Consider the following 25401-nt stretch of genomic DNA (forward strand, 5'->3'; position numbering starts at 1 on the left):
GGAGGCAAGGCCATGGGCGACAAGGCACACTCACACCCCGGGGCCGCCGGCAGGGCTACGGCGGCCGACCATCCCGCGTCCGTACGGAATGTGGTGCTGGTCGGCCACTCCGGCTCGGGCAAGACGACCTTGGTGGAGGCTCTCGCGCTGACCGCGGGAGCCGTGAACAGGGCGGGCCGCGTGGAGGACGGCGGCACCGTCTCCGACTACGACGAGATCGAGCACCGGCAGCAGCGATCGGTGCAGCTCTCCCTGGTGCCCGTCGAATGGGACGGACACAAGATCAATCTTCTGGACACCCCCGGATACGCCGACTTCGTCGGGGAACTCAGGGCCGGTCTGCGAGCGGCGGACGCGGCCCTTTTCGTCGTCTCCGCGTCGGACGGCGTGGACGGCTCGACCCGCATGGTGTGGGAGGAGTGCGCGGCCGTCGGCATGCCGCGGGCCATCGTCGTGACGCATCTGGAGGCCGCCCGCGCGGACTTCGACGAGATGACACGGATCTGCGCCGAGGCGTTCGGCGCGGACGACCCCGACGCCGTACTGCCGCTGTATCTGCCGCTGCACGGCCCGCAGGGGCCCGACGGGCACGCGCCCGTGACCGGTCTGACCGGGCTGCTGTCGCAGAGGCTGTACGACTACGCCTCCGGGGAGCGCAAGGAGTCCGAGCCGGAGGGCGAGCAGCTGGAGCGGATCGCGCAGGCCCGCGACCGGCTCATCGAGGGGATCATCTCGGAGAGCGAGGACGAGACCCTCATGGACCGCTATCTCGGCGGTGAGCAGGTCGACATCAAAACACTCGTCGAGGACCTGGAACGGGCCGTGGCACGCGGGGTCTTCTTCCCGGTGCTGGCCGCCGCGCCCGCGACCGACGGCGGCAGGCAGGGCCTGGGCACGGTGGAGCTGCTGGAGCTGATCACCGGCGGCTTCCCGACCCCGCTGGAGCGCGAGGCGCCGCGGGTCACCACGGTCTCCGGGCAGCCGCGCGAGCTGAAGCCGTGCGATCCGGACGGGCCGATGGTCGCCGAGGTCGTCAAGACCTCCTCGGACCCGTACGTCGGCCGGATCTCCCTGGTGCGGGTCTTCTCCGGCACCCTGCGCCCGGACGAGACGGTGCACGTCTCCGGGCACGGGATGACCGACCGGGGGCACGAGGACCACGACGTCGACGAGCGCATCGGCGCCCTGTCGACCCCGTTCGGCAAGCAGCAGCGGCCGGTCAGCCATGTCATCGCGGGCGACCTGGCGTGCGTGGCCAAGCTCGGCCGGGCGGAGACCGGGGACACCCTCTCGGCCAAGGACGACCCGCTGCTGATGGAGCCGTGGGACATGCCCGACCCGCTGCTCCCGCTGGCCATCCAGGCACACAGCAAGGCCGACGAGGACAAGCTCTCGCAGGGCCTCGCCCGGCTGGTGGCCGAGGACCCGACCATGCGGCTGGAGCAGAACCAGGACACCCACCAGGTGGTGCTGTGGTGCCTGGGCGAGGCGCACGCCGACGTCGCCCTGGAACGGCTGCGCAACCGCTACGGCGTCCAGGTCGACACCGTGCCCTACCGGGTCTCGCTGCGGGAGACGTTCGCGGCGAAGGCGGCCGGGCGCGGGCGCCACGTCAAGCAGTCCGGCGGCCACGGGCAGTACGCCATCTGCGAGATCGAGGTGGAGCCGCTGCCGAACGGCTCGGGCATCGAGTTCGTGGACAAGGTCGTCGGCGGCGCGGTGCCGCGGCAGTTCATCCCCTCGGTGGAGAAGGGCGTGCGCGCGCAGGCCCTCAAGGGGGTCGCCGCCGGACATCCGCTGATCGACGTGCGGATCACCCTGCTCGACGGCAAGGCGCACTCCGTGGACTCCTCCGACGCCGCGTTCCAGACGGCCGGGGCGCTGGCGCTGCGCGAGGCGGCGGCCGACGCGAGGATCCATCTGCTGGAGCCGGTGGCCGAGGTGACCGTCCTGGTCGGCGACGACTACGTGGGCGCCGTGATGAGCGACCTCTCCGGGCGGCGCGGCCGGGTGATCGGCACCGAGCAGACCAACGGCGGCCGCACGCTCGTACGGGCCGAGGTGCCCGAGATCGAGATCGGCCGGTACGCCGTCGACCTGCGCTCGCTGTCGCACGGCACCGCCCGCTTCAACCGCGCGTACGCCCGGCACGAACCGATGCCGCCGCAGATCGCGGAACGACTGCGCGAGGAGGCCAAGGAGGCGTCGTAGGGCCGGTGGCGCGGGACCTCTCCTCGCGACCGGCGCACAACTGCCCGGGGGCGCACGCCGGTTGCACCCCACCCGTCGGCGGGCGGCTTCTGCCGTCCGCCGACGAACTGTCAGCGCCGGAAGTTACGCTGTTGCCCTGATCAACAGGTGTGCGGAGCAAGGAAGTCGGGAAGGCCGCAGAAGCGGGGCAGGCGGCGATCGGGGGCGGTATGACCGTTGGGGACATCTTCGGGCCACAGGTGCCACTCACCGGCGGCGAGGCGCAGACGGCGACCTTCGCGCTGGCGTCGGCCGCCTACCGTGACAACCCGATCGAGGAGATCAAGAAGGCCGACAACGAATGGCACCAGTCGGAGGTCAAGCCCGGCCGCGGCTGGGCCTCGATCTTCCGGCCCAACCTGGGTGAGGCGTTCGCGCGCGCGGTGGTCGACCGGATGCTGGGCAGCGGCCGCGCGCCGCTGATCCAGTCGTTCGGCGCCGAGCCCCAGGTGGTCGTCGAGCACTGCCTCGCCGCGAACAACATCCGCCGCGCCCGGGACAACAAGCTCGCCGCCGTGATGACGGTCTGCGGCCTGCTGTTCCTGCCCGGTCTCGTCGTCTGGCTGATGATCTTCCAGATCCGGTCCGTCATCGAGAAGGGCACCGACAAGCGGACGTCGGCGCTCGCCACCGCGCTGCTGGTCGCGGCCGGTGCCCTCGCCGTCCTCTTCCTGATCAAGATGCCGTTCACCGGCTTCTGGGCCTGGTACGCGCGGGCGGCGGTCGTGATGCCCGTCGTCGGCTGGTTCTGGGCGAAGCAGATCTGCGAGAAGACCGCGACGGACCTGCGGGAGCGCTGGAACAGCCTGCTGGCGGGCAGCAGCATCGGCGCGAAGGTGCCCGAGGCGGTGCCGAGCAGCCCCGGCGAGACCGCCGCGGAGCAGCTGCGCCAGGCCCTCGCCAAGCTGAGCGCGGAGCAGCAGTCCAACTCCGTCTTCTACGCCGGCCCCAAGGGCATACTCGGCATGGGCACCCGCTGGGGCAGCTGGCAGCTGGCCGAGGAGCTGCTGCCCGCCGACCCGACCCGGGAGATCCACCCCTTCCGCAGCTGGGACGTCGTCCGCGCGATCCACGACCAGCTGAAGATGCTCACCCGCGGTCCGCTGCACACCGGCGGCTTCCCCGCCCCCTCGATACGCCACTGGATCGTCACGCCGGTCGGCGAGGGCGCCAAGGCGGTGTCCCGGCCCGAGGGCACGGACGTGGAGGCGTTCCAGGTCAGGCTCCACGCCGTGCAGGACATATGCAACAAGCAGCAGTTCGGCGCCGGCGACCGGCACTACCTCGGCGTGCAGTGGACCCTGTGGGACGGCCAGCTGATCATCACCATGATGATCACCGTGACCGTGCTGCACGAGACGCTCCGCATCGAGGTGACCGGACACGCGCTCGGCCCGGTGAACGGGCTGTTCACCACCAAGCCGACGGCCCCCACCAAGAGCGTGCAGAAGACGCTCAAGCCGTGGGAGACACGGTCGGTGAAGCTGCCGCTGGTCACCAGCGACGAGGTGGTGCGGCTCGCCGTCCGCGCGCCGATCACCTGGTATCCGCCGCTGCTGAACTGGCTCGGCGGCACGATAGGGCTGCCGGAGCCGTTCGGACTGCGGCACGCCTGGGCGGACCAGCCGTGGCGGCACCGCTTCATGGCCGACGACGCGCTGCGCGCGGCCACGCCGGTGCTGCGCGTGGTGCACTCGGCGGCGATCCGGGTGCTCAAGGAGAACGGCGTGGACACGGACAAGTTCGGGTCGCGGTCGGCGTTCCTGAGCACGGCGGTGCAGGATCCTACGCCGAAGAAGGCGGACCTCTACGACGCGTGAGGCCTCCGGCGGTTCGGGAGGGGTTGGTGCGGGGGGTTCCGGGGGCTGCCGCCCCCGGGCCCCCGCTTCGGCCTGGACGGCCTTGTCCTCAAGCGCCGGACGGGCTGAGGGGGTGGCGGTACGGCCCTGTGTTCAAGCGTCGGGCGGCGGTCTACGCCTTCGGCCAGGAGTCCGCCAGCATCGTGCGGGTGTCTGCCAGGAGTTGCGGCAGCACCTTCGTGTGGCCGACCACCGGCATGAAGTTCGTGTCGCCGCCCCAGCGCGGGACGATGTGCTGGTGGAGGTGGGCGGCGATGCCCGCGCCCGCCACCGTGCCCTGGTTCATGCCGATGTTGAAGCCGTGCGCGCCGGACGCCGTGCGCAGCGCCGTCATGGCCTGCTTGGTGAGCTCGGCGAGCTCCGCGGTCTCCGCGTCGGTGAGATCGGTGTAGTCGGCGACATGCCGGTACGGCACGGTCATGAGGTGACCGCCGTTGTACGGGTAGAGGTTGAGCACCGCGTACACCTGCTCGCCGCGCCGGACGATCAGCCCGTCCTCGTCCGACTTGGCCGGGATGGAGCAGAAGGGACAGCCGTCGTCGGCCCCCGGACCGCTCGGCTTGTTCTCGCCCTGGATGTAGGCCATCCGGTGGGGCGTCCACAGACGCTGGAAGGCGTCCTGCGTCCCCACTCCGATCTGCTGCTCCGGCTCACGCGTCATGCAAGGCAGCATATTGCTTCGCCCGTTCGCGGCGTGTCGGCGGGGTTGCGGCGCAGGGCCCCCGGTCCAAGCTGGACGGGTGGACGACGACAAGGGCAACGCGGCACGGACGGCCCGCTGGGAGGAGCGGATGGAGGTACCGCTCGGGATCGCCTCGGGGCTGTTCCTCGCCGGGTACGCGGTGCATGTCCTCGCCCGGCAGCCGAGCGGCGTGGTGGACGTCTCCCTGATCGTGGTGTTCGCCTCCTGGGCGCTCTTCCTGGTCGACTACGCGGTCCGCTGGCGGCTCAGCGGGCTGGGACTGAGCTTCGTCCACAAACACCTGCTGGACACGGTGGTCGTGGTGCTGCCGCTGCTCCGCCCGGTCAGGATCGTGAAGGTGTACGACCGGCAGCTGCGCCGGCACGGGGAGCCGCGGCTGTCGTTGTACGGCCGGGTGATCGTCTACTCGGGGCTGTCGACGAGCCTCCTGGGGTTCACCGGCGCGCTCGCGGTCTACCAGCAGGAGCGCGGGGCGCCGGGCACGACGATGAAGACCTTCGGCGACGCCGTGTGGTGGGCGTGCGCGACCCTGACGACCGTGGGCTACGGCGATGTCACGCCCGTGACGCCGGGAGGGCGGACGATCGCGGTGGGCATGATGGCCTGCGGGCTGGCCCTGCTGGGCGCGGTCACCGGTTCGTTCTCGTCGTGGATGATCGAGATCTTCTCGCGCGGGGAGGGCCAGAAGCCGCCGGAGGACACGAAACCCCCGGGATCATGAGACCCCGGGGGCTCGAAACCCCGCCGCGGCGGGGACCGGATCACACCTGCACGCGACGCTCCACCACGTCGACGAGCTTGGCGAGCGCCTGGTCACGCGGGATGCCGTTCTCCTGCGAGCCGTCGCGGTAGCGGAACGACACCGTGCCCCCGTGCATGTCCTCGTCACCGACGATGACCATGAACGGGACCTTCAGCTTCTGCTGCGTACGGATCTTCTTCTGCATCCGGTCCGAAGAGGCGTCCACCTCGAAGCGCAGGCCCTTCCTCCGTGCCTCCGCCGCGAACTCCTGGAGGTACTCGACATGCGTGTCGCCCACGGGGATGCCGACCGCCTGGACCGGGGCCAGCCACGCCGGGAACGCGCCCGCGTAGTGCTCCAGGAGCACCGCGAAGAACCGCTCGATGGAGCCGAACAGCGCGCGGTGGATCATGACCGGGCGCTGCTTGGTGCCGTCGGCCCCGGTGTACTCCAGGTCGAAGCGCTCGGGCAGGTTGAAGTCGAGCTGGATCGTCGACATCTGCCAGGTGCGGCCGATGGCGTCCTTGGTCTGGACGGAGATCTTCGGGCCGTAGAAGGCGGCGCCGCCCGGGTCGGGCACGAGGGGCAGGCCCTGCTTCTCGGCGACCTGGCGGAGCGTCTCCGTGGCCTCCTCCCAGACCTCGTCGGAGCCGACGAACTTCTCCGGGTCCTTGGTGGACAGCTCCAGGTAGAAGTCGGTGAGGCCGTAGTCGCGCAGCAGGCCGAGGACGAAGGTGAGCGTCTTGTCGAGCTCCTCCGACATCTGCTCACGGGTGCAGTAGATGTGCGCGTCGTCCTGCGTGAAGCCCCGGGCGCGGGTCAGGCCGTGCACGACGCCCGACTTCTCGTACCGGTACACGGTGCCGAACTCGAACAGGCGCAGCGGCAGTTCGCGGTAGGAGCGGCCGCGCGCGTCGAAGATCAGGTTGTGCATCGGGCAGTTCATGGGCTTGAGGTAGTAGTCCACGCCCTCGTCGAGCTGCATGGGCGGGTACATGCCGTCGGCGTACCAGTCCAGGTGGCCCGAGGTCTCGAAGAGCTTCCCCTTCGTCGCGTGCGGGGTGTAGACGAACTCGTAGCCCTCCTCCTCGTGCCGGCGGCGCGAGTAGTCCTCCATCACGCGGCGGATGACGCCGCCCTTGGGGTGGAAGACGGCGAGGCCGGAGCCGATCTGCTCCGGGATGGAGAACAGGTCGAGCTCGCTGCCGAGCTTGCGGTGGTCGCGCTTCTCGGCCTCGACGAGGAACTCCAGGTATGCCTTCAGCTCGTCGCGGGAGGGCCAGGCGGTGCCGTAGATGCGCTGGAGCATGGGGTTCTTCTCGCTGCCGCGCCAGTAGGCGGCCGCGTTGCGCATCAGCTTGAACGCCGGGATGAGGCGGGTGGAGGGCAGGTGGGGACCGCGGCAGAGGTCCTTCCAGCACAGCTCGCCGGTCTTGGCGTCGAGGTTGTCGTAGATCGTCAGCTCGCCGGCGCCGACCTCGACGTCCGCGCCGTCGTCGTGCGACGCGGAGCCCTTGAGGCCGATCAGCTCCAGCTTGTACGGCTCGTCGGCGAGCTCCTCGCGGGCCTGCTCGTCGGTGACGACGCGGCGCGAGAAGCGCTGGCCGCGCTTCTGGATCTCCTGCATCTTCTTCTCGACGGCCTTGAGGTCCTCGGGGGTGAACGGCTTCTCGACGTCGAAGTCGTAGTAGAAGCCGTCCTTGACCGGCGGGCCGATGCCGAGCTTGGCCTCGGGGAAGATCTCCTGCACGGCCTGCGCCATGACGTGCGCGGTGGAGTGGCGCAGGATGTTCAGGCCGTCCTCGGAGGTGATGTCGACACCCTCGACGGTCTCGCCGTCGCGCAGCTCGACGTGCAGGTCCTTCAGCTCGCCGTCCACCCGCGCGGCGATGATCGAGCGCTCGCCGGCGAAGAGATCGGCGGCCGTAGTCCCCGTCGTCACCACGCGTTCTTCCCGCTCGGAATCGCGCTGGATGATCACACGGACGTCTGACACCGGTCTCTCCTGACTGCTGGTGGGTGCGGCGCCGTACGATGAGCGCGCGCAAAGGGGATCGTACCGACCCGAGCCCACCCTTCGCGAAGTCAGTCCCCGTCGCAGGGGTCCCCGAAGCAGTCCGGGTTCTCCTGGAGCGACTTCATCAGCCGGTCCCGCTCCGCCTCGTCGACCTCCACCGGTACGACCCCGAAGGCGCCGCTCAGCCTGCGGAACCCGCCCCGGCTCTCCAGCCGCCCCTGCACCAGGACGGGCACCCCGGCCAGATGGGCGTGGCCGGCGATCCGGTAGTCCTCCTCGTCCAGCGTCACCCGGACATGCGCAATGGCCGCGCCGTCGAGGACGCGCAGCCGTACGTTGCCCTCGCCGTTCGGCCCCGACCTGCGCAGCCGTACGACCGCGCCGGTGATCCGGACCGGGACGGACGGCTCGTCGCGCAGGAAGCGCGCCCCGGCCTCGCGCAGCACCGGCAGGTCGCCGGGCGAGAACTCCACGGGTTCGGCCGCGGACGCGCAGTTCTCGGGGACCCCGGCCGCCGGGGCCCACTCGACGGCGATCCTCGCGCCCTCCGTGCCGCGCACCAGGACGGTCAGCGCCTCGGTCAGCTCGCGGCTGACGCCCGCCTCCACGGCGGCGTCGAAGGCGTCCATGCCGCCGGTGGCCCGCTGGTAGTCGATGGCCTCGCGGGTGGCGCGCAGCGCCTGGTGCAGCCGTACGGCGAGCGGGCGGGCGGTGGCGACGGGCACGAAGGCGGTCAGATGGCGGCCGTCGGTGGTGGAGCCGATCAGGGTGTTCTCCAGTAACGCGGTGGCCGGCCTGCGGTGCCGGGCCCCGTAGTACCCGGCCCGCGCACGGGTGGCGAGGGCGGCCGCGAACAGGGTCTGGCGGGCGCCCGCGCGCAGCTGTTCCTCGACGTTCCAGGGGGTGGTGCCGACGGGCCCGGGGGGCGTGTCCCGCCACCAGCGGACCTCGTCGCTGGGCAGGGCGAGCCCGATCAGCACCTCGCGGGCGGAGGGGGTGCCGCTGCGGGCGAGCGCGACGAGCGCCTCGCCGAGCAGGTCGTCGCTGTCGGGGAAGGCGCGGCTCTCGGGGACCAGCAGGCTGGTGCCGGAGCCGCCGGGACCCGGCGGGGTCCAGCGGCCGTAGCGGCCGGCGGCCCCGCCGCGCCGCTGCCAGCCGTGCCGCCGCAGCAGCGCGGCCAGTACGGCCGGGTCGACCTCGTCCGGCTCGGGCGGGCTGCTCCAGGCGGGCACGTCGACGGGGTGCGGGCGGACCTGGCGCAGGGATTCGTGCAGCGGGCGGTGGGTCATGGTCTGCCTCCCGTCCCGACCCGCGTCATGATCTCGCACAGCGCGCGGTCGTCGAAGATGCGTGAGGTCGGTATCCGTACGGTCGACCGGGTCCGGCCGGTGATCGGGTGCCCGGCCAGATTGACCCAGTAGCAGCAGTGCCGCAGGTCGAGTCGGTCGTGGCTGGCGCGCAGCCAGTCGTCCTGGGATCTGGGCACCAGCATCACCACGAGGATCTTGTGCACCGAGACGGGGGTGCGGGCGAGCTTGCGCAGATGGTCGTTGTCGAGCGTGAAGGAGAAGAAGCGGCCCGGCGGGTTCGGCGGCACCTGGTAGGTGCATTTGAGCTGGACCTTGATGGTCACCTCGTCGTCGACGGTGTGACCCGGTGCGCTGTGGCTGACGTGCCAGTCGATGCCGTTGTCCGGGAAGGGCTGGGACAGCGAGCAGCCGGCCGCGGCGGCGACCGCGTGCAGATAACCCACCTGCAGTGTCTCCATGCAGGCGGTGGTGGCGAGTGTGCCGCGATGGGGGCCCGTACGTTCGGGCAGCAGCCCGCCCCGCTCGGGCTGCGCTATCGCCATGACCAACAGCCTTCCAACCCAGGTGAATCCCCACGACGGGCCGCTGAACTGCAAAGACCCGTACTCCTGTTGTGTCCGGGCGGCGTACGGCGCAAACAGGCCGGGTATCACCAAACAGGCAGAAGACGGGACGTCAGCTGCCGCGGGTGAACAAGGAGTTGTGTTGGCATGACGTGCTGGTACGAGGGGCCCCTGGCCGCCTTCGACACGGAGACCACGGGCGTGGACGTCGAGACCGACCGGATCGTGTCGGCCGCCATAGTCGTCCAGGACGCCCCGGGCACCCGGCCCCGGGTGACCCGCTGGCTGGTGAATCCCGGCGTGCCGGTGCCCGAGGGGGCGACGGCGGTGCACGGGCTGACGGACGAGCATCTTCAGCGCAACGGCCGCTGGCCGGCGCCGGTGGTGTTCGAGATAGCGGAGCTGCTGGCCGAACAGGCGGCGATGGCGCGCCCGTTGGTGGTGATGAACGCTCCGTTCGACCTGACCCTGCTCGATCGCGAGCTGCGCCGGCATCGCGCCTCGGCGCTGGACCGCTGGTTCGAGTCGACTCCGCTGCGGGTGCTCGATCCCCGGGTGCTCGACAAGCACCTGGACCGCTACCGCAAGGGCCGTCGTACGCTGACCGATCTGTGCGCGCTCTACGGCGTCGAGCTGGACGGGGCGCATGACGCGGCGGCCGACGCGGTGGCGGCGCTGGATGTCGTCCGGGCGGTGGGGCGCCGGTTCGCGGCCCGGTTGGAGCGCCTGACCCCGACCGAGCTGCACGCGCTCCAGGTGGGCTGGCACGCGGCCCAGGCGCGTGGCCTCCAGGCGTGGTTCGCGCGCAGCGGCAGCGAGGAGGCGGTGGACCCGTCGTGGCCGCTGCGTCCGGAACTGCCGGCGGCGGCGTGACCGGGAGCGGCTCCTGAGACACGGCCATGACGCCGGACACGCGCCCACGGCCCCCGGACGTACGACCGCGGCCCGCCTGCTGGAGCAGACGGGCCGTGGTGTCCGGGTGGGCGATACTGGGTTCGAACCAGTGACCTCTTCGGTGTGAACGAAGCGCTCTCCCACTGAGCTAATCGCCCGGGAACGCACTGAACAATACAGGGCGCCGCGGCCTTCCTTCAAACCGCTTCCAGCCGGGCGAGCAGTCCCCGGCGTCCGCCGCGCATCATCAGCCGGTGGTTGGCGCGGAACAACGGCCGGGCGGGGAGGGCGAGCCGCCGCAGCAGCGGCTTGTTCACCTCGACCTCCTGGTCGTAGCGGACCAGGGTGCCGGCGCCCTGCGGGGTGAGCGTCCAGCGCGCCCAGCCCTCCAGATCCCCGGACAGGGCGACCTCCAGCACGCCCGCCGCCGGGTCGCGGCGCACCTCGCGCGCGGTGAAGGAGAGGTCGTACGGGAGGAAGGAGCGGGCCCGGATCACGCCGGCGGTGTCGTCCAGGCGGCGCACCTCGCGCACCTGGGGCCACCAGAGCGGGTAGTCGTCGGCCTGTTCGAGGACGGCGAAGACGCGGGCGGGCTCGGCGGGCAGGGACCACAGGGTGCGAAAGCGGTAGCGGTTCCAGTCCATGGGCCGAGTCTGCCCGCTCCCGCCCGCCCGCGCGACGGCGCTGCGCCGAGGTGATCCGGGATCAGATGACGCCGGGGTCCGGGGAGTTCAGCACGAGGAGAATCCCGCTCTTGTCGTACTTGATAAGAAATCCGAGGGCATTCTGGAAAAAGCGGTGGGGATTTCCGCGGGGAGGCTGTCCGGAAGTCGGCCTCGGGCCGGTCCCCGAACACTTCCACTTCCGGAACGAGATGGTCCGATTGATCTTTTTCGGCGCGGTCCGCGGCGGCCGCCACAGGTAACGGACCGTCACCGTCCGCCGGACGCACAGGGGTCGGCGCGGTGCGGCGCACGGGGGTCGGGGCCCCGGACACACGACCGCGGCCCGCCTGCTGGAGCAGACGGGCCGCGGTGTCCGGGTGGGCGATACTGGGTTCGAACCAGTGACCTCTTCGGTGTGAACGAAGCGCTCTCCCACTGAGCTAATCGCCCCGGTGCAGGAAGAACATTACCCCATGTCAGCGGGTGCTCAGGACCACGGTCCGGCGGCGGGCGGACACCGGGGCGGCCACGAGGGGCCCGACAGCCGGCCCGGCAGGTCACGGGCCCGCGTCACTGGTCCGTGACGTTCCACGGCATCACGAAGCCGAACTTCCACAGGTAGATCCCGACGATCACGGCGACGATCAGCAGGCCGACCGTGGTCAGGACGATGTTGCGGCGCCGCACCCTGGGGTCGAGCGCCTTCTGCGCGGCCTCGGTGACCTTGCGCTTGGTCCAGCGCAGCACCAGCTGGGCCCAGACGAACTCGGTCGCCCAGATCGCCATGCCCGCGAAGATCACGACCCAGCCGGGTCCGGGGAGCGGCAGCAGGACGACGCCCAGGGCAACCACCGCGAGCCCGATGACGAAGACCCCGACCTGCCAGCTCAGGTGCAGCGCGCGCCGCGCCTTGACGAACTCGGGCGCCCGTGAGCCGAGCCCCTCGCGCCCGCCCTCGGGGTCACCCTCCGTCCGCGCTCCGTCGGCCGTCGCGGCGACCTCACCGTGATCGTCACTCCCCGTATTCATACGGCCAGACTTTACCCGATCGAAACCAGTCACCGGAATGGTCGTACTCGGCGGCTCGGCGTCGGCCGGAAGGGTTACGTAAAGGCACGCAAAACACGCAGAGGGGTTTACAACGGCACCGTAGGTGGCATGTCGATTTCGCCGACGTGCGAATCCCCGAGCGCACACTGAGCGAAAGGCCCTGGCGCTTATGAACACCACGGTCAGCTGCGAGCTGCACCTGCGCCTCGTTGTGTCGAGCGAGTCCTCCCTGCCTGTCCCCGCAGGCCTGCGGTACGACACGGCCGACCCCTACGCCGTGCACGCCACCTTCCACACCGGAGCCGAGGAGACCGTCGAGTGGGTGTTCGCCCGCGACCTCCTCGCCGAGGGGCTTCACCGACCGACCGGCACCGGCGACGTCCGCGTCTGGCCGTCGCGCAGCCATGGTCAGGGCGTGGTGTGCATCGCCCTGAGCTCTCCGGAGGGCGAGGCACTGCTCGAGGCCCCGGCGCGGGCCCTCGAGTCCTTCCTGAAGCGGACGGATGCCGCGGTGCCCCCGGGCACCGAGCACCGGCACTTCGATCTTGATCAGGAGCTGTCGCACATCCTGGCGGAAAGCTAGGACAAGGCGACCCGAAACCGCCCGGCGCCGTCGACTCGGGGAGACGGCTCGGGCTCGGACAACCGCATACGGACCGTGACCGGCGTTGCCCACCAGGGCGGCGCCGGTCCGCGTGCGTGGAGCGCACCGTGGCCCGGAACGGCGACGGCCCCGTGGATCCCGGCCGGGGAAGCATTACCATCGGCCACCATCCGCGGGCGTCCGCCCGACCTTCAGGCCAGGGAGCGAAACGTGCTGATCACCCACGACACCCGGTGCGCGCTCGACACCGTGGTGGATCTGGTGAACACCGCGCCGGAGGACACCGCGACACCGGACGGACTGCCGGACGTCGCGGCCCTCGGGGATTTCGTGCGCGGTCACGACATCAGCGACGTCGGCGTGCTGTCGGACTTCGACCTGTCGACGGTGCGCAAGGTGCGCGGGCGGTTCGCCGCGGTCTTCGCGGCCCCGGACGCCCGCGCGGCGGCCGTGCTGATCAACGAGCTGGTGGCCGCGGCCGGCACCACCCCCCGGCTCACCGACCACGACGGCTACGACTGGCATGTGCACTACTTCGCGCCGGGTGCCTCCGTCGCGGACCATCTGGCGGCCGACTGCGGGATGGCGCTGGCCTTCTTCGTGGTGGCCGGGGAGCAGGAGCGGCTGCGGCGCTGCGAGGCCCCCGACTGCCGGCGCGCCTTCGTCGACCTCTCCCGCAATCGCTCGCGCCGGTACTGCGACAGCCGTACCTGCGGCAACCGGCTGCATGTGGCCGCGTACCGGGCGCGCCGCAAGGAGGCGGCGGGCTGACGCGTGAGGCGCGGACTGACGCGTGAGGCGGCGGACTGACGCGTGAGGGGCGGGTCGGCCCCGGGGCCGACGCCAGCCCGGCGGGTGACGCCGGGGCTGACGTGTAAGGCTCACAGCAACAGCAGGTCGTGCAGCGCAGCCATGAGCAGCAGACTCCCGATCACCGCAAGGAAGATCATCAGCGGCGGTTGGGACAGGGCGAAAAGGCACCCGCGCGGCTCGTCCTTCGGAGGGGCCGCGTCGCTGCGTGTCGTGTCCACCATCTCGCGGCGATGATGTCCCAGCGCTCCCCGTGCGCGCGATCAACACGCCCGATAGATCCGGGAGTTCGCCGATATCCGTGATGTCCGGACCGGATTCGGCCAGAACCTGAACACTTTCCGGCCATCCCAGGGACACCCTGTGTCACTTCAGCCCCGGCCGGGACGGCGGGCCGGGCCGGAACCGGGGCGGCAGACCGCCGGGGCGGGTCAGGAGAACTGCCGGCGATTCATATGCCGTGCTTCTTGAGGATGGCCTCGATGTCGCTGAAGTCCTCCGAGGCCTCCCCGCGCGCTGCCGGACGGTTCGCCGGCCGGGCCGTCGGGCGCAGGGCGGGCGCCGACGAGGCCGGGGCCACCGGCTCGCGCGCCGCGGACCGGGCCGCCTTGCGCTCCTGCCGGGTCCCGCCGCGGCGGCGCTCCACGGCGCGGGTGGTCGCGAACAGCGCCCAGGACCCGCCGAGCAGGATGAAGCCCGCCCAGGCCGTGGGGCTGAAGGCGGTGTCCGCGGCCCAGCCGACCACACCGGTCATCACCAGGGCGACGGGGATCAGCGAGTAGGCGGCGATGCGGGCGGCCGCCAGGTAGCGCTTGCGGTACGCCGTCACCACCGCGATGCCCAGCCCGGCCGCGGAGACGGCGGAACAGACGGTCTCGGCAATCATCCGGTCCTCCAGGCAGGCTCGGCACACGGGCGGTTCGTCCCCTCCATCGTGCACCGCCCGACCCCCGGGATGCCACGTTCCGGCCCGACATCAGGGACATCTCCGGGTCGTCTCCTCCGCGGGTCTCCGGGTGATCTCCTCCGCAGGTCTCCGGGTGATCCCCTACGGGGGTGCCGGCCGGGCCGTACGCCCCCGTGCGGGCCCGGCGTCCCGATTGGGCCGCACCCCCCGCGGCCTGGAAGACTGACGGCCATGAGCGACTCCTCCCCCGCGTCCGTCCCCGCCGTCGTCCTGGACGTGTGGTGCGAACTCCAGTGCCCCGACTGCCGCACCGCCCTGGCCGACCTGCGCGCGCTGCGCGCCCGCTACGGCGACCGGCTGGAGCTGCGGCTGCGGCACTTCCCGCTGGAGAAGCACAAGCACGCCTTCGCCGCCGCACAGGCCGCCGAGGAGGCGCTGGAGCAGGGGCAGGGCTGGCCGTACGTGGAGGCGGTGCTCGGCAGGGTCGAGGAGCTGGACCGCTCGGGAGAGGCCTTCCTGATCGAGGTCGCCCGCGAACTGGGGCTGGACGCGGAGGAGTTCGACACCGCGCTGATCGACGGCCGGCACATCCTCACGGTCGACGCCGACCAGGCCGAGGGCAAGGCGATCGGCGTGACCGGCACGCCCACGTACGAGATCGGCGGCGAGCGTCTCGACGGCGGCACGAGCCAGGACGGGCTGCGCGAACGCATCGAGGAGATCGCGGACCGGCTGCTGGCGGACGGCGGCGCGAGCGGCGCCTGAGGCGGGACGGCTACCGGAGGCGGAACGGCTGCCTGAGGCGGGCGGGGCGCCTGGGGCGCGAGAGGCCGCCCGCCCCGCTCGCGCTCACAACGGCTTGTAGAGGTGGTACGACTCCGCCCGGTACCCCAGTGACTCGTAGAGCCGCTCGGCCGGGACGTTGCCCTCGAAGACGTTGAGGCCGATGCGCTCCTCGCCGTGCTCCGCGGCCTGCGCCTCGGCCAGCAGCATCAGGGTGCGGCCGTGGCCCCGCCCCCGCCGCTCCGGGGCGGTCTCCACGTCGAGGACGTAGGCGGTCTCCGGCCACAGGCCGAGCCACAGCGTGCCGACCGGCGTCCCCTCGTGCTCCAGGACGCTCAGGCGCGCCTCGCGGGAGGCGGCCCCGTCCGGCAGGAAGCGGGCGTGGCCCTCGTCCGTCTTCGCGTAGGCCTGCGCCTCCGGCACGCCGGCCGCCATCAGGTGGCGGGCGAACCGCTCCCTGCCTCCCGCGAGCCACGGGCCGAACTCGGCCGCGGTCAGCGGCCGGGCGGTGCTGCCCGCCGGCAGCACCGGCCGCGCACCCTTCAGGGGCTTGGCCAGGGTCCGGCTGCGCAGCACGTAGCCGAGGGCCGTGGCGAGCCGGAGCGCGGTCCCGGCGTCGTACGGCACGGAGATCTCGATCCGGCGGCAGCCCCAGCCGCGCACGACCTCCTCGGCCGCGAGCGCGGCGACGGTGCCGCGGCCCCTGCGGCGGTCGCGCTCGTCGATCCGCAGGTCCTGGAAGCGGGCGACGGACGGGCCGTACTCGGGATGGGTGGAGAGCCGGATCCCGCCGACGGGGCGGCCGTTCACACACACCTGGTAGCGCCGCGAACGGACGCCGTCCGCGCCGTGCTGAAGCGGCTCGACCGGCCGCAGGGTGGTGGTCATCAGGGGTGTTCTCTTCCCGCGCGGGCCGCCCGTCATCCGGCCCGCGTCCGACTCCGCGCCGAGGAGGCCCGCCTCCGTCCGGTCGCGCGCCGCATCCGGCTCCCGTCCGGACCCTTCCGGCCGAGGTCCGTCGGTCCGGCCGATGCTCACCCCCGTGAGCGGCACCGGCCGGTGGCACGGCCTACGGGTCGAGGTCCTGCCCCGCGCGCTCGTCGAAGATCCGCATGGCCTTCGCGGTCACCGGGCCGGGCGCGCCGGCGAGTTCGCGGTCGTCGACGCGGTGCACGGCCTGCACGTCGCGCAGGGTGGAGGTGAGGAAGATCTCGTCGGCGCGGGCCAGCACGTCCAGCGGGAGGTCGGTCTCCTTCGCGCCGGTCCACTCCACGGTCAGCGCGCGGGTGATGCCCGCGAGACAGCCGGAGGCGAGCGGCGGGGTGAGGATCTCGCCGTCGAGGACGACGAAGACGTTGGAGCCCGTGCCCTCGCAGAGCTGCCCGACCGTGTTGCCGAACAGCGCCTCGGAGCCGCCCTCGTGGTGGGCGCGGGCGAGCGCGACGACGTTCTCGGCGTACGAGGTGGTCTTGAGGCCGGTGAGGGCGCCGCGTTCGTTGCGCGGCCAGGGCACCGTGATCACGGCGGTGGCGTCGGGGCGGCGGGTGGTCTCGCCGAGGGCGACCACGAGGGTCGGCCCGTGCTCGCCGCGGTCGGAGCCGAGCGGGCCGTGGCCGCCGGTGTAGGTGATGCGCAGCCGGCCGAGCGGCATCGGGTTGGCCTCCAGCACGGCCGCGCAGGCGCGGCGCACCTCGTCGAGGTCGGGATCGGGCAGGCCGAGCCCGCGCGCCGAGGTCGTGAGCCGGTCCAGGTGCCGGGTCAGCGCGAAGGGCCTGCCGTCCACCGCCTTCACCGTCTCGAAGATGCCGTCGCCCACGGTGAGCCCGTGGTCGAAGACCGAGACGCGGGCGGTCTCCAGGTCCCGCAGTCCGCCGTCGAGCCAGATCCTCATGACAGTGCCTCTCCACTCTCCTCGTACGTTCCCGACGCTACCGCCAGCAGCCGGGACGCCTTCAGTTCGGTCTCCCGCCACTCGTCCTCGGCGTCGGAGCCCCAGGTGATGCCGGCGCCGCTGCCGAACCGGAGCGCGCCCGCCGCCCGGTCGATCCAGAAGGTGCGGATGCCGACGGCCAGCCCGCCCGTGCCCCGGTCGGCGTCGACCCAGCCGATGCCGCCGCAGTAGGGGCCGCGCGGCGCCGTCTCCAGGGCGTCGATGATCCGCATGGCGCTCGACTTGGGCGCACCGGTGATCGAACCGGGCGGGAAGGCCGCGTCGAGCAGCTCGGGCCAGCCGGCGTCCTCGCGCAGCTCGCCGCGGACGGTGGAGACGAGGTGGACGAGGCCCGGGTGCTTCTCGACCGCGCACAGGTCGGGGACGGTGACGCTGCCGGTGTCGCAGACCCGTCCGAGGTCGTTACGGACCAGGTCCACGATCATCACGTTCTCGGCGTGGTCCTTCTCCAGCAGGTCCGCCTCGGTGCGGCCGGTGCCCTTGATCGGCCCGGACTCGACGGTGCGGCCGTCGCGGCGCAGGAACAGCTCGGGGGAGGCGGTGGCCACCTCGACCCCGTGCTCCGGCAGCCGAATCGTTCCGGCGTACGGCGCCGGGTTGCCGCGGGCCAGCAGCGCGGTGAGCGCGTCCACGTCGGCGCCGGGCGGGAGGGGCGCGGAGAGGACCCGGCAGAGGTTGACCTGGTAGACCTCGCCGGCGGCTATGTGCTCGCGGATCCGGCGGACGCCCGCGGTGTAGGCGGCGTGGTCGAGGGAGGAGATCCAGTCCCCGGCCGCGGGACCCCGCCAGGCGCCGGGGACCGGCCGGGGCACGGGTTCCGTCCGTACGTCGCGGAAGCGGGCGCAGGTCAGCCGGCCCTCGTAGTCGGCGCAGACCGCCCAGAAGCCGCTGGAGTCGAGGGCCGCCGGATCGTCGGTGACATCGGCGAGACCGGTGGCGACACGATCACCGAAACGGGCGAGAGGAGCGAGGTGGAGCACGTCGCCGAGTCTATGGCGGGTGTCCCCCGGGTGGCTCCGCGATGTCCTCACGGGGGCCCTGACCACGTGTTCCGCCGGGGGCGGCGCAGCACGCTGCGCAAACGCGTTTTTGTGCTGGCCCGGGAATCCGCTAGAGTTCAACACGTCGCCGGGACGCGCAAGCGGAACGGAAACGACAAGCGGACGTAGCTCAGTTGGTAGAGCGCAACCTTGCCAAGGTTGAGGTCGCGAGTTCGAGCCTCGTCGTCCGCTCGCAGGAAGAGGGGGCTCCCGGCCCCCTTACTCCTGGTGGAGTGGCCGAGAGGCGAGGCAACGGCCTGCAAAGCCGTCTACACGGGTTCAAATCCCGTCTCCACCTCCAAGGACGATTAGCTCAGCGGGAGAGCGCTTCCCTGACACGGAAGAGGTCACTGGTTCAATCCCAGTATCGTCCACTGAAGCCCCAGGCTTCGATCCCGCGCGATTAGCTCAGCGGGAGAGCGCTTCCCTGACACGGAAGAGGTCACTGGTTCAATCCCAGTATCGCGCACGCAGTGCCCGTGATCCTCGGATCGTCGCACGATCACGGTCCCGAGGACGATTAGCTCAGCGGGAGAGCGCTTCCCTGACACGGAAGAGGTCACTGGTTCAATCCCAGTATCGTCCACACTCCGAAGCCCCGGCCGTCTCGAACGGCCGGGGCTTCGTCGTGCTCCGGCACGCCGCCTCGGGCCGCGGCGGCGGTGGCGTCCGCCGCGGCTGCCGGTGGCTCAGCTGGAGAACAGCATGTGCCCGAAGCTCTTGTGGTGACCGTGGTGGCCGCCGTGGTGGCCACCGTAGTGACCGCCCCCGTGGCCGCCGCCGTGACCACCCTGCGGGGCGCCCCAGGCGGGCGCGGGCGGCGCCGGGTACGCCTGCGGCGGGGGCGCGGGCTGGGACCACTGCGACTCCAGGCGGGCCAGTGCCTCCAGCTCGCCGTAGTCGAGGAAGATGCCGCGGCAGCCGCTGCACTGCTCGATCTGGACGCCGTTGCGGTTGTAGGTGTGCATCGGCGCATGACACTTCGGACACTGCATGCTCGGCTCAACTCCTCGCCGGTCGGTACTGCTTCGTGCTTCTCCAGGACAGACTCGAGGCGGCCCCGGTCGGTTGCACCCTACGACGGGAAAGCGCCGTCCAACTCCGGCGGGAGGCCGCTCATTCGGTCACAGGCGTCGATCACACAGCTCTCGACCTCGTCCAGCGGGCGGCCGGCGGCCACCGCCTTCGCGACGGCCAGGGCGGCGGTCTGCACGGTGAGGGCGCGGGCGGGCACGTCGAGGGCGGGCCAGGGATCGCCCGCGGCGGGCACGGCCGGTCCGCCGGCCGCGCGGTAGGCGTCCAGGAAGCGGGTCCAGGCGTCCGGCGGCAGCAGCCCGCAGGCGTACCAGGCGGCGGGCCGCGCGAGGTCCCACGCGGCGACCCCCACGCCGAGGTCGTCGACGTCGATGAGCCGCCAGGGCCCCTCGGCCGCGGGGTGCCGGACCAGCTGGCCGAGGTGCAGGTCGCCGTGGCAGAGGGTGGTGGCGTCGGGCATCGGGGCCCGGTCGCGCGCCCAGCCGGGCAGCCCGGCCCAGGCGCGCAGGACGACGGGGGCGGCGGGATGCGGCCCGGCCGCCGCCATCCGCCGGATCGCCCGCACCGCCTTCACCGGTCCGCGCATCGGGGGCAGCGGACGGCCGCCGGACGGGTCCGGCCCGGCGGGGGCGCGGTGCAGCCGGGCGAGCAGGCCCGCCGCGGCCTCCCAGGGCGCCGCGTCGGGATCGTCCGGATCCACGGGGGTGCCGTACGGCCAGAGTGTGACGAGGCGGTCGTGCAGGGGCGCCGGAGCGGGGTCCAGCGGCGCGAGCAGCACGCCGTCCAGGCGCGCGGCCACGGCGAGGCGGGCCGCGAGCCCCGCGCGGTCGGTGTCCGGGGCGTGGGCCTTGGCGACGACCCCGCCGTGCCGGACGACGGTCCCGTCGGGGCGGTCGGCGAGGGTGCGCGCGTCGGAGATCTCCGCGGGGGTGTCGACGAGGGCCGGGGCGGAGGTGCCGGCGGGGGTCCGCGCGGAGCCGTCGTCGGGGCAGGTGCAGGGCTCGTCCGCGCGGTGGGCCGCGGCGCGTGCCGCGGCGGCCAGCCCGCGCAGCAGGTCGGCGGTCATGTCTCCCCCAGGTCGTACGGCGTTCCCCGGCGCGAGCGTACGCGGTGCGCGCGGGCAGCCCGGAAGGCGGGACGGCGGGAACAGGGCAGGGACAACGGGCGTGGGGCACGGGCGCGGGGGGCACGGGCAGAGGACGCACGGGCAGGGGACGCGCGGGAAAAAAGCAATGCCGGCGCAGCTCCCCAGCTGCGCCGGCATTTGTGCCGTCCGCCGCACCCCCGTCCCCACGGGGTTTCATGGGTGGATGTCCCCGCCCGGACCGCTCTTCCGGGCCTGGGGTCGCCGCTCAGCGCCCCAGCATCACGCCCACGGACGACGCCTGTGTGGCCACTGTCTCCCAGCCGTCGAAGACGACGAGGAGCAGGACCGCCAGGGGAAGGGCCATCAGCGTCGCCACCAAGGGGTGGCGGCGGCCCTCACGGCGAGGGCGGAACGCCGTACGTCCCTGTGTGCGGAGCGATGTCCGCGGTGCCGTGAGAGCCATGGTCCCTCTCCTGACCGTTCTCCGGTGTCGTTGGCAGCGGCGGGTGTCTGACCTCGGGGGACGAGTGCTGCACCCGCCGCTTGACCTCAAATCTAGGCCGGTGACGGGCGCCGGACGTCATGCCCTCGTACCGATTGCCGGGCCTCCCGGAGGATGAGCGGTCCGCCGGCGCGTACTCCCCTGGGTGGAGACGCGGCGCTATGTCTCGGGGTCTTCCCTGAGGGGCTGTCCGGTCCTGCCCTGCTTCTCCGAACTGTCCTCGCGCGGCACCGGCTGCTCGACCAGGGCCAGGACCCGGTTCGCCATGAATCGGGCGGTGCGCACCACGGTGCCGCTTCGGGTGACTTCGCTCACTTCGACCACCCCGCGGCGCACCGCCGTCTCCACCCGGCGGCCCGCTCTGCTGGCCACCACCTCATAGGTCCGTGTCGTGTCCCCGGCGTCCACGACTATCTCCACGCGGTCACCTTTCACGCGTCCAATCCCCCTTCTTCGAACGGCGGTTGGGCGAGCCGACAGGTCAAAGCCCTGTTGCCGGCAAGCCCCCTGACCACCTTTCAATTCTCCCACCCGGCACTGACAATCCGTCGGGACGAGAGGGCGCGGCCTCTGCGCGCGGGCGGCCGGGGAAACGTAAGCTGTGCCACGTCACACGGACCGGGCAGCGGGGATGAACATGGCGATGATGCGCCTGAGGCGCGAGGACCCGCGCGTCGTCGGCTCGTTCAGGCTTCACAGACGGCTCGGCGCGGGCGGGATGGGCGTCGTCTACCTCGGCTCCGACAAGAAGGGGCAGCGGGTCGCGCTGAAGGTCATCCGGCCGGATCTCGCGGAGGACCAGGAGTTCCGGTCGCGGTTCGCGCGCGAGGTCTCGGCGGCCCGGCGGATCCGCGGCGGCTGCACGGCCCGGCTGGTGGCGGCCGATCTGGAGGCGGACCGGCCGTGGTTCGCGACCCAGTACGTACCGGGTCCCTCGCTGCACGACAGGGTCAACGACGACGGCTCGCTCGGCGCGGCCGAGGTCGCCTCGATCGGGGCCGCGCTCTCCGAGGGTCTGGTCGCCGTCCACGAGGCCGGGGTGGTGCACCGCGACCTGAAGCCGTCGAACATCCTGCTGTCCCCGAAGGGACCGCGGATCATCGACTTCGGCATCGCCTGGGCCACCGGCGCCTCGACCCTCACCCATGTCGGTACGGCCGTCGGCTCGCCCGGCTTCCTCGCGCCCGAGCAGGTGCGCGGCGCCGCGGTCACCCCGGCCACCGACGTCTTCGCGCTCGGCGCGACGCTGGCGTACGCGTGCTCCGGCGACTCGCCCTTCGGGCACGGCAGTTCCGAGGTGATGCTCTACCGCGTGGTGCACGAGGAGCCGCAGCTGTACGGCGTCCCGGACGCGCTCGCACCGCTGGTGCGGGCGTGCCTGGCGAAGGACCCCGAGGACCGGCCGAGCACGCTCCAACTGTCGTTGCGGCTCAAGGAGATCGCGGCGCGCGAGACGCAGGACCTGGCCGACGTGCGGCCGCCCGCGCCGCGTTCCGCCGAGGCCGACCGGCCCACCGGGCGGCTGGCCGACAGCTACCCCTCCTCGGGCGGTCACCCCTCCTCCGGTGGTCACCCCTCTTCCGGTGGTCATCCGTCCTCCGGTGGTCATCCGTCCTCCGGCGGCCGCACCTCGTCCGGTGGTTACCCCTCTTCCGGCGGACACCCGGACCAGCAGCGCGCGCAGCGGCGGCCGCAGGGCACTCCGGCACCCCGTGATCCGGGTGTCTCCTCCCGGGGCGGTGCGGCGCAGCGCGGCGGCACCCCCTCGCGCGGTGGCGGCGCGCCTTCGCGCGGTGGGGGTACGCCCTCGCGGGGCGGCGGCACGGCTTCCCGGGACGGCGGCACCCCGTCGCGGGGCGGCAGCGCCTCGCGCGGCGGGACCGGCTCCCGGGGCGGCGGTGTGCCGTCCCGGCCGGGTGCGCCGCGGCCGACGCCCGCGGGCTCGCGCGGCGGTTCGCGTTCCGGCACGGGGAGCCGCCCCGGGGTCCGCAGCACGGGCGGGCGTCCGGCGCCGCGCGGCACGGGTACGGGACGGCGGCCCGCCAACCCGCGCCTGCTGCGTCAACGGCTGTTCGTCTTCGTCGTGGTGACGCTGCTCGTGGCGCTCGGCATCGCGGTCGCGCAGGGCTGTTCGGGGCCGTCCCGCGGGCTCGGCACCACGCCGGGGCGGCAGGTGCGGGCGGCGGCCCCGCCGGTGGCGTACTCGGACCCGACGGGCACCCCGATCGCCCAGGGCGCATAGGACGCCCAAGGCGCCGAGGGCGCTCAGGGCTCCCATGGCGCCGAGGCGCTCAGGGCGCTCAGGACCCCCAAGGTGTTCAGGGCGCTTGGCGCGCCCAGGAACCCCCCGGTTCAGACCTGGGGTCGTCCCGTCGCCACCGCGTAGAAGGCGACCGCCGCCGCCGCGCCCACGTTGAGCGAGTCGACGCCGTGGGACATGGGGATGCGGACCCACTCGTCGGCCGCGACCAGGGCCTGGGTGGACAGCCCGTCCCCCTCGGCGCCCAGCATCAGCGCCACCCGGTCCATCGTGTGCGGGGCGACCTCGTCGAGCGGCTTCGCCTTCTCGTCGGGGGTGAGCGCCAGCAGGCTGAAGCCCGCCTCCCGCACCGACTCCAGGCCCCTCGGCCAGCGGTCGAGCCGGGCGTACGGCACGGAGAAGACCGCGCCCATGGAGACCTTGACGCTGCGCCGGTAGAGCGGGTCGGCGCAGTCCGGCGAGAGCAGCACGGCGTCCATGCCGAGCGCGGCGGCCGACCGGAAGATCGCCCCGATGTTCGTGTGGTCGTTGACGGACTCCATGACGACGACCCGGCGGGCGTCGCCGGCCAGCAGCTCGTCCGCCGTGGGCAGCGGCTTGCGCTGCATCGAGGCGAGCGCGCCCCGGTGCACGTGGTAGCCGGTGACCTGCTCGGCGAGTTCGGGGCTGACGGCGTAGACCGGCGCGGGCAGTTCGTCGATGACGTCGCGCATGACGTCGATCCACTTGGCCGAGAGCAGCATGGAGCGCATCTCGTAGCCGGCTTCCTTGGCCCGCCTGATGACCTTCTCGCCCTCGGCGATGAACAGGCCCTCGGCCGGCTCGCGCTTGCGCCGGAGTTCGACGTCGGTCAGGCCGGTGTAGTCGCGCAGGCGCGGGTCGGCGGGGTCCTCGACGGTGATGAGATCGGCCACAGGGTGATACTGCCTCGAACTGGGTGCGGTGCCAACGGCTGGGAACGGGCATGTTACCCGCGGTTACTGAAATCCGGCGACCCGGACGCGGTCAGGGGGCCGGGGCCGGGCCCACGGTCACCACCTCGCCGATGACGATGACCGCCGGCGGCTTCACGTCCTCGGCACGGACGGTCTCCGCGACCGTCGCGAGCGTCGCGTCGACCCGGCGCTGCGCGGCCGTGGTGCCCTCCTGGACCAGGGCGACGGGGGTGTCCGGGGACTTCCCGTGCGCGACGAGGGTCTCGGCGATCCGGCCGATCTTGTCGACGCCCATCAGGACCACGAGAGTGCCGGTCAGCCGGGCCAGCGCCGGCCAGTCGACCAGCGAGCGCTCGTCGTCCGGCGCGACATGGCCGCTGACCACGGTGAACTCGTGCGCCACGCCCCGATGGGTGACGGGGATGCAGGCCGCGCCGGGCACGGAGATCGAGCTGGAGATGCCCGGGACCACGGTGCACGCGATTCCCGCCTCGGCGAGCGCCTGGAGCTCCTCCATGCCGCGGCCGAACACGTAGGGGTCGCCGCCCTTGAGGCGGACCACCGACTTGCCCTGCTTGGCGTGCTCGATCAGCGCGTTGTTGATCGCCTCCTGGGCCATGAAGCGGCCGTAGGGGATCTTCGCCGCGTCGATGACCTCGACGTGCGGGGGCAGTTCGGCGAGCAGGTCGCGCGGGCCGAGCCGGTCCGCGATGACGACGTCGGCCTCGGCGAGCAGCCGGCGGCCGCGGACGGTGATCAGGTCGGGGTCGCCGGGTCCGCCGCCGACCAGGGCCACGCCCGGGGTGCGGGTGCGGTGGTGGGGGGCGACCAGGGTGCCGTCGCGCAGGCCCTCGACGACCGCGTCCCGGATGGCGGCGGTGTGGCGCGGGTCGCGGCCGCGCGCCTCGGTGGTGAGCACGGCGACGGTGACGCCCTCGCTGTGGCCGGTGGCCGGGGTCCACGCGGTGGCCTGGTCGGCGTCGTCGGCGCGGACGCACCACACGCGGCCGCGCTCGGCCTCGGCGGAGGCGGCGGCGTTCGCGGCCGGGTCACTGCTCGCGATCAGGGCGTACCAGGCGTCGGCGAGGTCGCCGTCCGCGTACGGCCGCCGCTGCCAGGCGATCTCGCCCGCGTCCGCCATGGCCTCCACGGAGGGGGTGGCCTCGGGCGAGACGAGCAGGACGTCGGCGCCCGCCGCGATCAGCGCCGGCAGGCGCCGCTGGGCGACCGTGCCGCCGCCGACGACGACCACGCGGCGGCCGGAGAGACGGAGGCCCACGGGGTAGGCGGGGTGTTCGGCCATGTCGGTGCGGCTCCTCGTACGGGCGGCGCCCCCGGGCGCGACGGCGGTGGGGCGGTGGGCGCGCCGCGTCGGTGGGGCGGTGGACGGGTGGGCGCGCCGCGGGATGGGGCGGTGGGCGCGCCACGACGGTG

25 protein-coding genes and 7 tRNA genes are annotated in these 25401 nt (G+C 72.7%); 13 read left to right on the top strand and 19 right to left on the bottom strand.

The window, feature by feature from the left end; all coding sequences use genetic code 11:
* The first annotated feature begins 12 nt into the window (after positions 1 to 12).
* On the top strand, positions 13 to 2211 hold the full coding sequence (locus WN71_RS17020) for an elongation factor G-like protein EF-G2 (protein ID WP_046584445.1): 2199 nt from the start codon (positions 13 to 15) through the stop codon (positions 2209 to 2211).
* 209 nt (positions 2212 to 2420) lie between these two features.
* Complete coding sequence (locus tag WN71_RS17025) at positions 2421 to 4070, top strand: hypothetical protein (protein ID WP_046584446.1); 1650 nt, start codon at positions 2421 to 2423, stop codon at positions 4068 to 4070.
* Positions 4071 to 4221: 151 nt separating this feature from the next.
* On the opposite strand, the gene WN71_RS17030 is transcribed toward WN71_RS17025, so the two are convergent.
* Complete coding sequence (locus WN71_RS17030; protein WP_046584447.1) at positions 4222 to 4782, bottom strand: HIT family protein; 561 nt, start codon at positions 4780 to 4782, stop codon at positions 4222 to 4224.
* 67 nt (positions 4783 to 4849) lie between these two features.
* On the opposite strand from WN71_RS17030, the gene WN71_RS17035 reads away from it, so the two are divergent.
* Positions 4850 to 5533, top strand: a complete 684-nt coding sequence (locus WN71_RS17035; RefSeq protein WP_046584448.1) for a potassium channel family protein — start codon at positions 4850 to 4852, stop codon at positions 5531 to 5533.
* Between the two features lie 40 nt (positions 5534 to 5573).
* Here the strand turns inward: WN71_RS17035 and thrS are convergent, their stop codons facing one another.
* The 3 genes from thrS to WN71_RS17050 form a co-directional block, all read right to left on the bottom strand.
* Positions 5574 to 7550 carry a threonine--tRNA ligase gene (gene thrS, locus WN71_RS17040; RefSeq protein WP_046584449.1) on the bottom strand — a complete coding sequence of 659 codons (1977 nt, stop codon included), beginning with the start codon at positions 7548 to 7550 and terminating at the stop codon, positions 5574 to 5576.
* A gap of 89 nt (positions 7551 to 7639) precedes the next feature.
* A complete protein-coding gene (locus tag WN71_RS17045; protein ID WP_046584450.1) occupies positions 7640 to 8860 on the bottom strand; it encodes a hypothetical protein in 1221 nt (406 codons plus the stop codon).
* Positions 8857 to 9423 (bottom strand): DUF4365 domain-containing protein, encoded by a 567-nt coding sequence (locus tag WN71_RS17050; RefSeq protein ID WP_046584451.1) that lies wholly within the window; start codon positions 9421 to 9423, stop codon positions 8857 to 8859. The genes WN71_RS17045 and WN71_RS17050 overlap by 4 nt, the downstream gene beginning before the upstream one ends.
* A gap of 168 nt (positions 9424 to 9591) precedes the next feature.
* On the opposite strand from WN71_RS17050, the gene WN71_RS17055 reads away from it, so the two are divergent.
* The gene (locus WN71_RS17055; RefSeq protein ID WP_046584452.1) at positions 9592 to 10317 is read left to right on the top strand and encodes a 3'-5' exonuclease; all 726 of its coding nucleotides are present in this window, start codon (positions 9592 to 9594) and stop codon (positions 10315 to 10317) included.
* A 107-nt stretch (positions 10318 to 10424) separates the two neighbouring features.
* On the opposite strand, the gene WN71_RS17060 is transcribed toward WN71_RS17055, so the two are convergent.
* The 4 genes from WN71_RS17060 to WN71_RS17075 form a co-directional block, all read right to left on the bottom strand.
* Positions 10425 to 10496: transfer RNA gene (locus WN71_RS17060), tRNA-Val, on the bottom strand.
* Between the two features lie 39 nt (positions 10497 to 10535).
* A complete protein-coding gene (locus WN71_RS17065; protein ID WP_046584453.1) occupies positions 10536 to 10982 on the bottom strand; it encodes an SRPBCC family protein in 447 nt (148 codons plus the stop codon).
* A gap of 399 nt (positions 10983 to 11381) precedes the next feature.
* Positions 11382 to 11453, bottom strand: a tRNA-Val gene (locus WN71_RS17070).
* Positions 11454 to 11573: 120 nt separating this feature from the next.
* The gene (locus WN71_RS17075) at positions 11574 to 12032 is read right to left on the bottom strand and encodes a TIGR02611 family protein (RefSeq protein WP_046584454.1); all 459 of its coding nucleotides are present in this window, start codon (positions 12030 to 12032) and stop codon (positions 11574 to 11576) included.
* A gap of 190 nt (positions 12033 to 12222) precedes the next feature.
* On the opposite strand from WN71_RS17075, the gene WN71_RS17080 reads away from it, so the two are divergent.
* Together WN71_RS17080 and WN71_RS17085 are read left to right on the top strand one after the other, a co-directional pair.
* Positions 12223 to 12636 (top strand): SsgA family sporulation/cell division regulator, encoded by a 414-nt coding sequence (locus tag WN71_RS17080; protein ID WP_004002642.1) that lies wholly within the window; start codon positions 12223 to 12225, stop codon positions 12634 to 12636.
* 231 nt (positions 12637 to 12867) lie between these two features.
* Positions 12868 to 13428: a CGNR zinc finger domain-containing protein gene (locus tag WN71_RS17085; RefSeq protein WP_046584455.1), complete on the top strand. Its 561-nt coding sequence runs from the start codon at positions 12868 to 12870 to the stop codon at positions 13426 to 13428.
* Between the two features lie 110 nt (positions 13429 to 13538).
* Here WN71_RS17085 and WN71_RS41940 read toward each other — a convergent pair whose 3' ends face one another.
* Positions 13539 to 13691 carry a hypothetical protein gene (locus tag WN71_RS41940; RefSeq protein ID WP_167382932.1) on the bottom strand — a complete coding sequence of 51 codons (153 nt, stop codon included), beginning with the start codon at positions 13689 to 13691 and terminating at the stop codon, positions 13539 to 13541.
* 227 nt (positions 13692 to 13918) lie between these two features.
* A complete protein-coding gene (locus tag WN71_RS17090; protein ID WP_046584456.1) occupies positions 13919 to 14353 on the bottom strand; it encodes a hypothetical protein in 435 nt (144 codons plus the stop codon).
* A 252-nt stretch (positions 14354 to 14605) separates the two neighbouring features.
* On the opposite strand from WN71_RS17090, the gene WN71_RS17095 reads away from it, so the two are divergent.
* Entirely contained in the window at positions 14606 to 15139 is a 534-nt protein-coding gene (locus WN71_RS17095) for a DsbA family protein (RefSeq protein ID WP_046584457.1), read from the top strand.
* 84 nt (positions 15140 to 15223) lie between these two features.
* Here the strand turns inward: WN71_RS17095 and WN71_RS17100 are convergent, their stop codons facing one another.
* The 3 genes from WN71_RS17100 to WN71_RS17110 all read right to left on the bottom strand — a co-directional run bounded on the left by WN71_RS17100 (position 15224) and on the right by WN71_RS17110 (position 18088).
* The gene (locus WN71_RS17100; protein WP_046584511.1) at positions 15224 to 16045 is read right to left on the bottom strand and encodes a GNAT family N-acetyltransferase; all 822 of its coding nucleotides are present in this window, start codon (positions 16043 to 16045) and stop codon (positions 15224 to 15226) included.
* 181 nt (positions 16046 to 16226) lie between these two features.
* A complete protein-coding gene (locus WN71_RS17105) occupies positions 16227 to 17048 on the bottom strand; it encodes an aminotransferase class IV (RefSeq protein ID WP_046584458.1) in 822 nt (273 codons plus the stop codon).
* Positions 17045 to 18088, bottom strand: coding sequence for a chorismate-binding protein (locus WN71_RS17110; RefSeq protein ID WP_046584459.1), 1044 nt, complete (start codon positions 18086 to 18088; stop codon positions 17045 to 17047). The genes WN71_RS17105 and WN71_RS17110 overlap by 4 nt, the downstream gene beginning before the upstream one ends.
* A gap of 179 nt (positions 18089 to 18267) precedes the next feature.
* Here WN71_RS17110 and WN71_RS17115 point away from each other — a divergent pair.
* The 5 genes from WN71_RS17115 (at position 18268) to WN71_RS17135 (ending at position 18734) form a co-directional block, all read left to right on the top strand.
* A tRNA-Gly gene (locus tag WN71_RS17115) sits at positions 18268 to 18340 on the top strand.
* A 35-nt stretch (positions 18341 to 18375) separates the two neighbouring features.
* Positions 18376 to 18449 (top strand) — tRNA-Cys (locus tag WN71_RS17120).
* A 1-nt stretch (position 18450) separates the two neighbouring features.
* Positions 18451 to 18522, top strand: a tRNA-Val gene (locus WN71_RS17125).
* Positions 18523 to 18545: 23 nt separating this feature from the next.
* Positions 18546 to 18617 (top strand) — tRNA-Val (locus WN71_RS17130).
* Between the two features lie 45 nt (positions 18618 to 18662).
* Positions 18663 to 18734: transfer RNA gene (locus tag WN71_RS17135), tRNA-Val, on the top strand.
* Between the two features lie 103 nt (positions 18735 to 18837).
* On the opposite strand, the gene WN71_RS17140 is transcribed toward WN71_RS17135, so the two are convergent.
* The 4 genes from WN71_RS17140 to WN71_RS17155 form a co-directional block, all read right to left on the bottom strand.
* Complete coding sequence (locus tag WN71_RS17140; RefSeq protein ID WP_079177914.1) at positions 18838 to 19143, bottom strand: TFIIB-type zinc ribbon-containing protein; 306 nt, start codon at positions 19141 to 19143, stop codon at positions 18838 to 18840.
* 80 nt (positions 19144 to 19223) lie between these two features.
* A complete protein-coding gene (locus WN71_RS17145) occupies positions 19224 to 20249 on the bottom strand; it encodes a phosphotransferase (protein ID WP_046584461.1) in 1026 nt (341 codons plus the stop codon).
* Between the two features lie 286 nt (positions 20250 to 20535).
* Positions 20536 to 20733 carry a hypothetical protein gene (locus WN71_RS17150; protein WP_046584462.1) on the bottom strand — a complete coding sequence of 66 codons (198 nt, stop codon included), beginning with the start codon at positions 20731 to 20733 and terminating at the stop codon, positions 20536 to 20538.
* Between the two features lie 198 nt (positions 20734 to 20931).
* The gene (locus WN71_RS17155) at positions 20932 to 21207 is read right to left on the bottom strand and encodes a hypothetical protein (RefSeq protein ID WP_046584463.1); all 276 of its coding nucleotides are present in this window, start codon (positions 21205 to 21207) and stop codon (positions 20932 to 20934) included.
* A gap of 196 nt (positions 21208 to 21403) precedes the next feature.
* Between WN71_RS17155 and WN71_RS17160 the strand changes: the two genes are divergently transcribed.
* Positions 21404 to 23014, top strand: a complete 1611-nt coding sequence (locus WN71_RS17160; protein ID WP_046584464.1) for a serine/threonine-protein kinase — start codon at positions 21404 to 21406, stop codon at positions 23012 to 23014.
* Between the two features lie 110 nt (positions 23015 to 23124).
* Here the strand turns inward: WN71_RS17160 and WN71_RS17165 are convergent, their stop codons facing one another.
* Together WN71_RS17165 and cobA are read right to left on the bottom strand one after the other, a co-directional pair.
* Positions 23125 to 23946 (bottom strand): TrmH family RNA methyltransferase, encoded by an 822-nt coding sequence (locus WN71_RS17165; RefSeq protein WP_046584465.1) that lies wholly within the window; start codon positions 23944 to 23946, stop codon positions 23125 to 23127.
* A 91-nt stretch (positions 23947 to 24037) separates the two neighbouring features.
* A complete protein-coding gene (cobA, locus tag WN71_RS17170) occupies positions 24038 to 25270 on the bottom strand; it encodes a uroporphyrinogen-III C-methyltransferase (protein ID WP_046584466.1) in 1233 nt (410 codons plus the stop codon).
* Positions 25271 to 25401 lie beyond the last annotated feature (131 nt).

Origin of the sequence: Streptomyces mangrovisoli (genome assembly GCF_000974985.2) — a bacterium.
In the GTDB taxonomy this organism is placed as follows: Bacteria; Actinomycetota; Actinomycetes; order Streptomycetales; family Streptomycetaceae; genus Streptomyces; species Streptomyces mangrovisoli.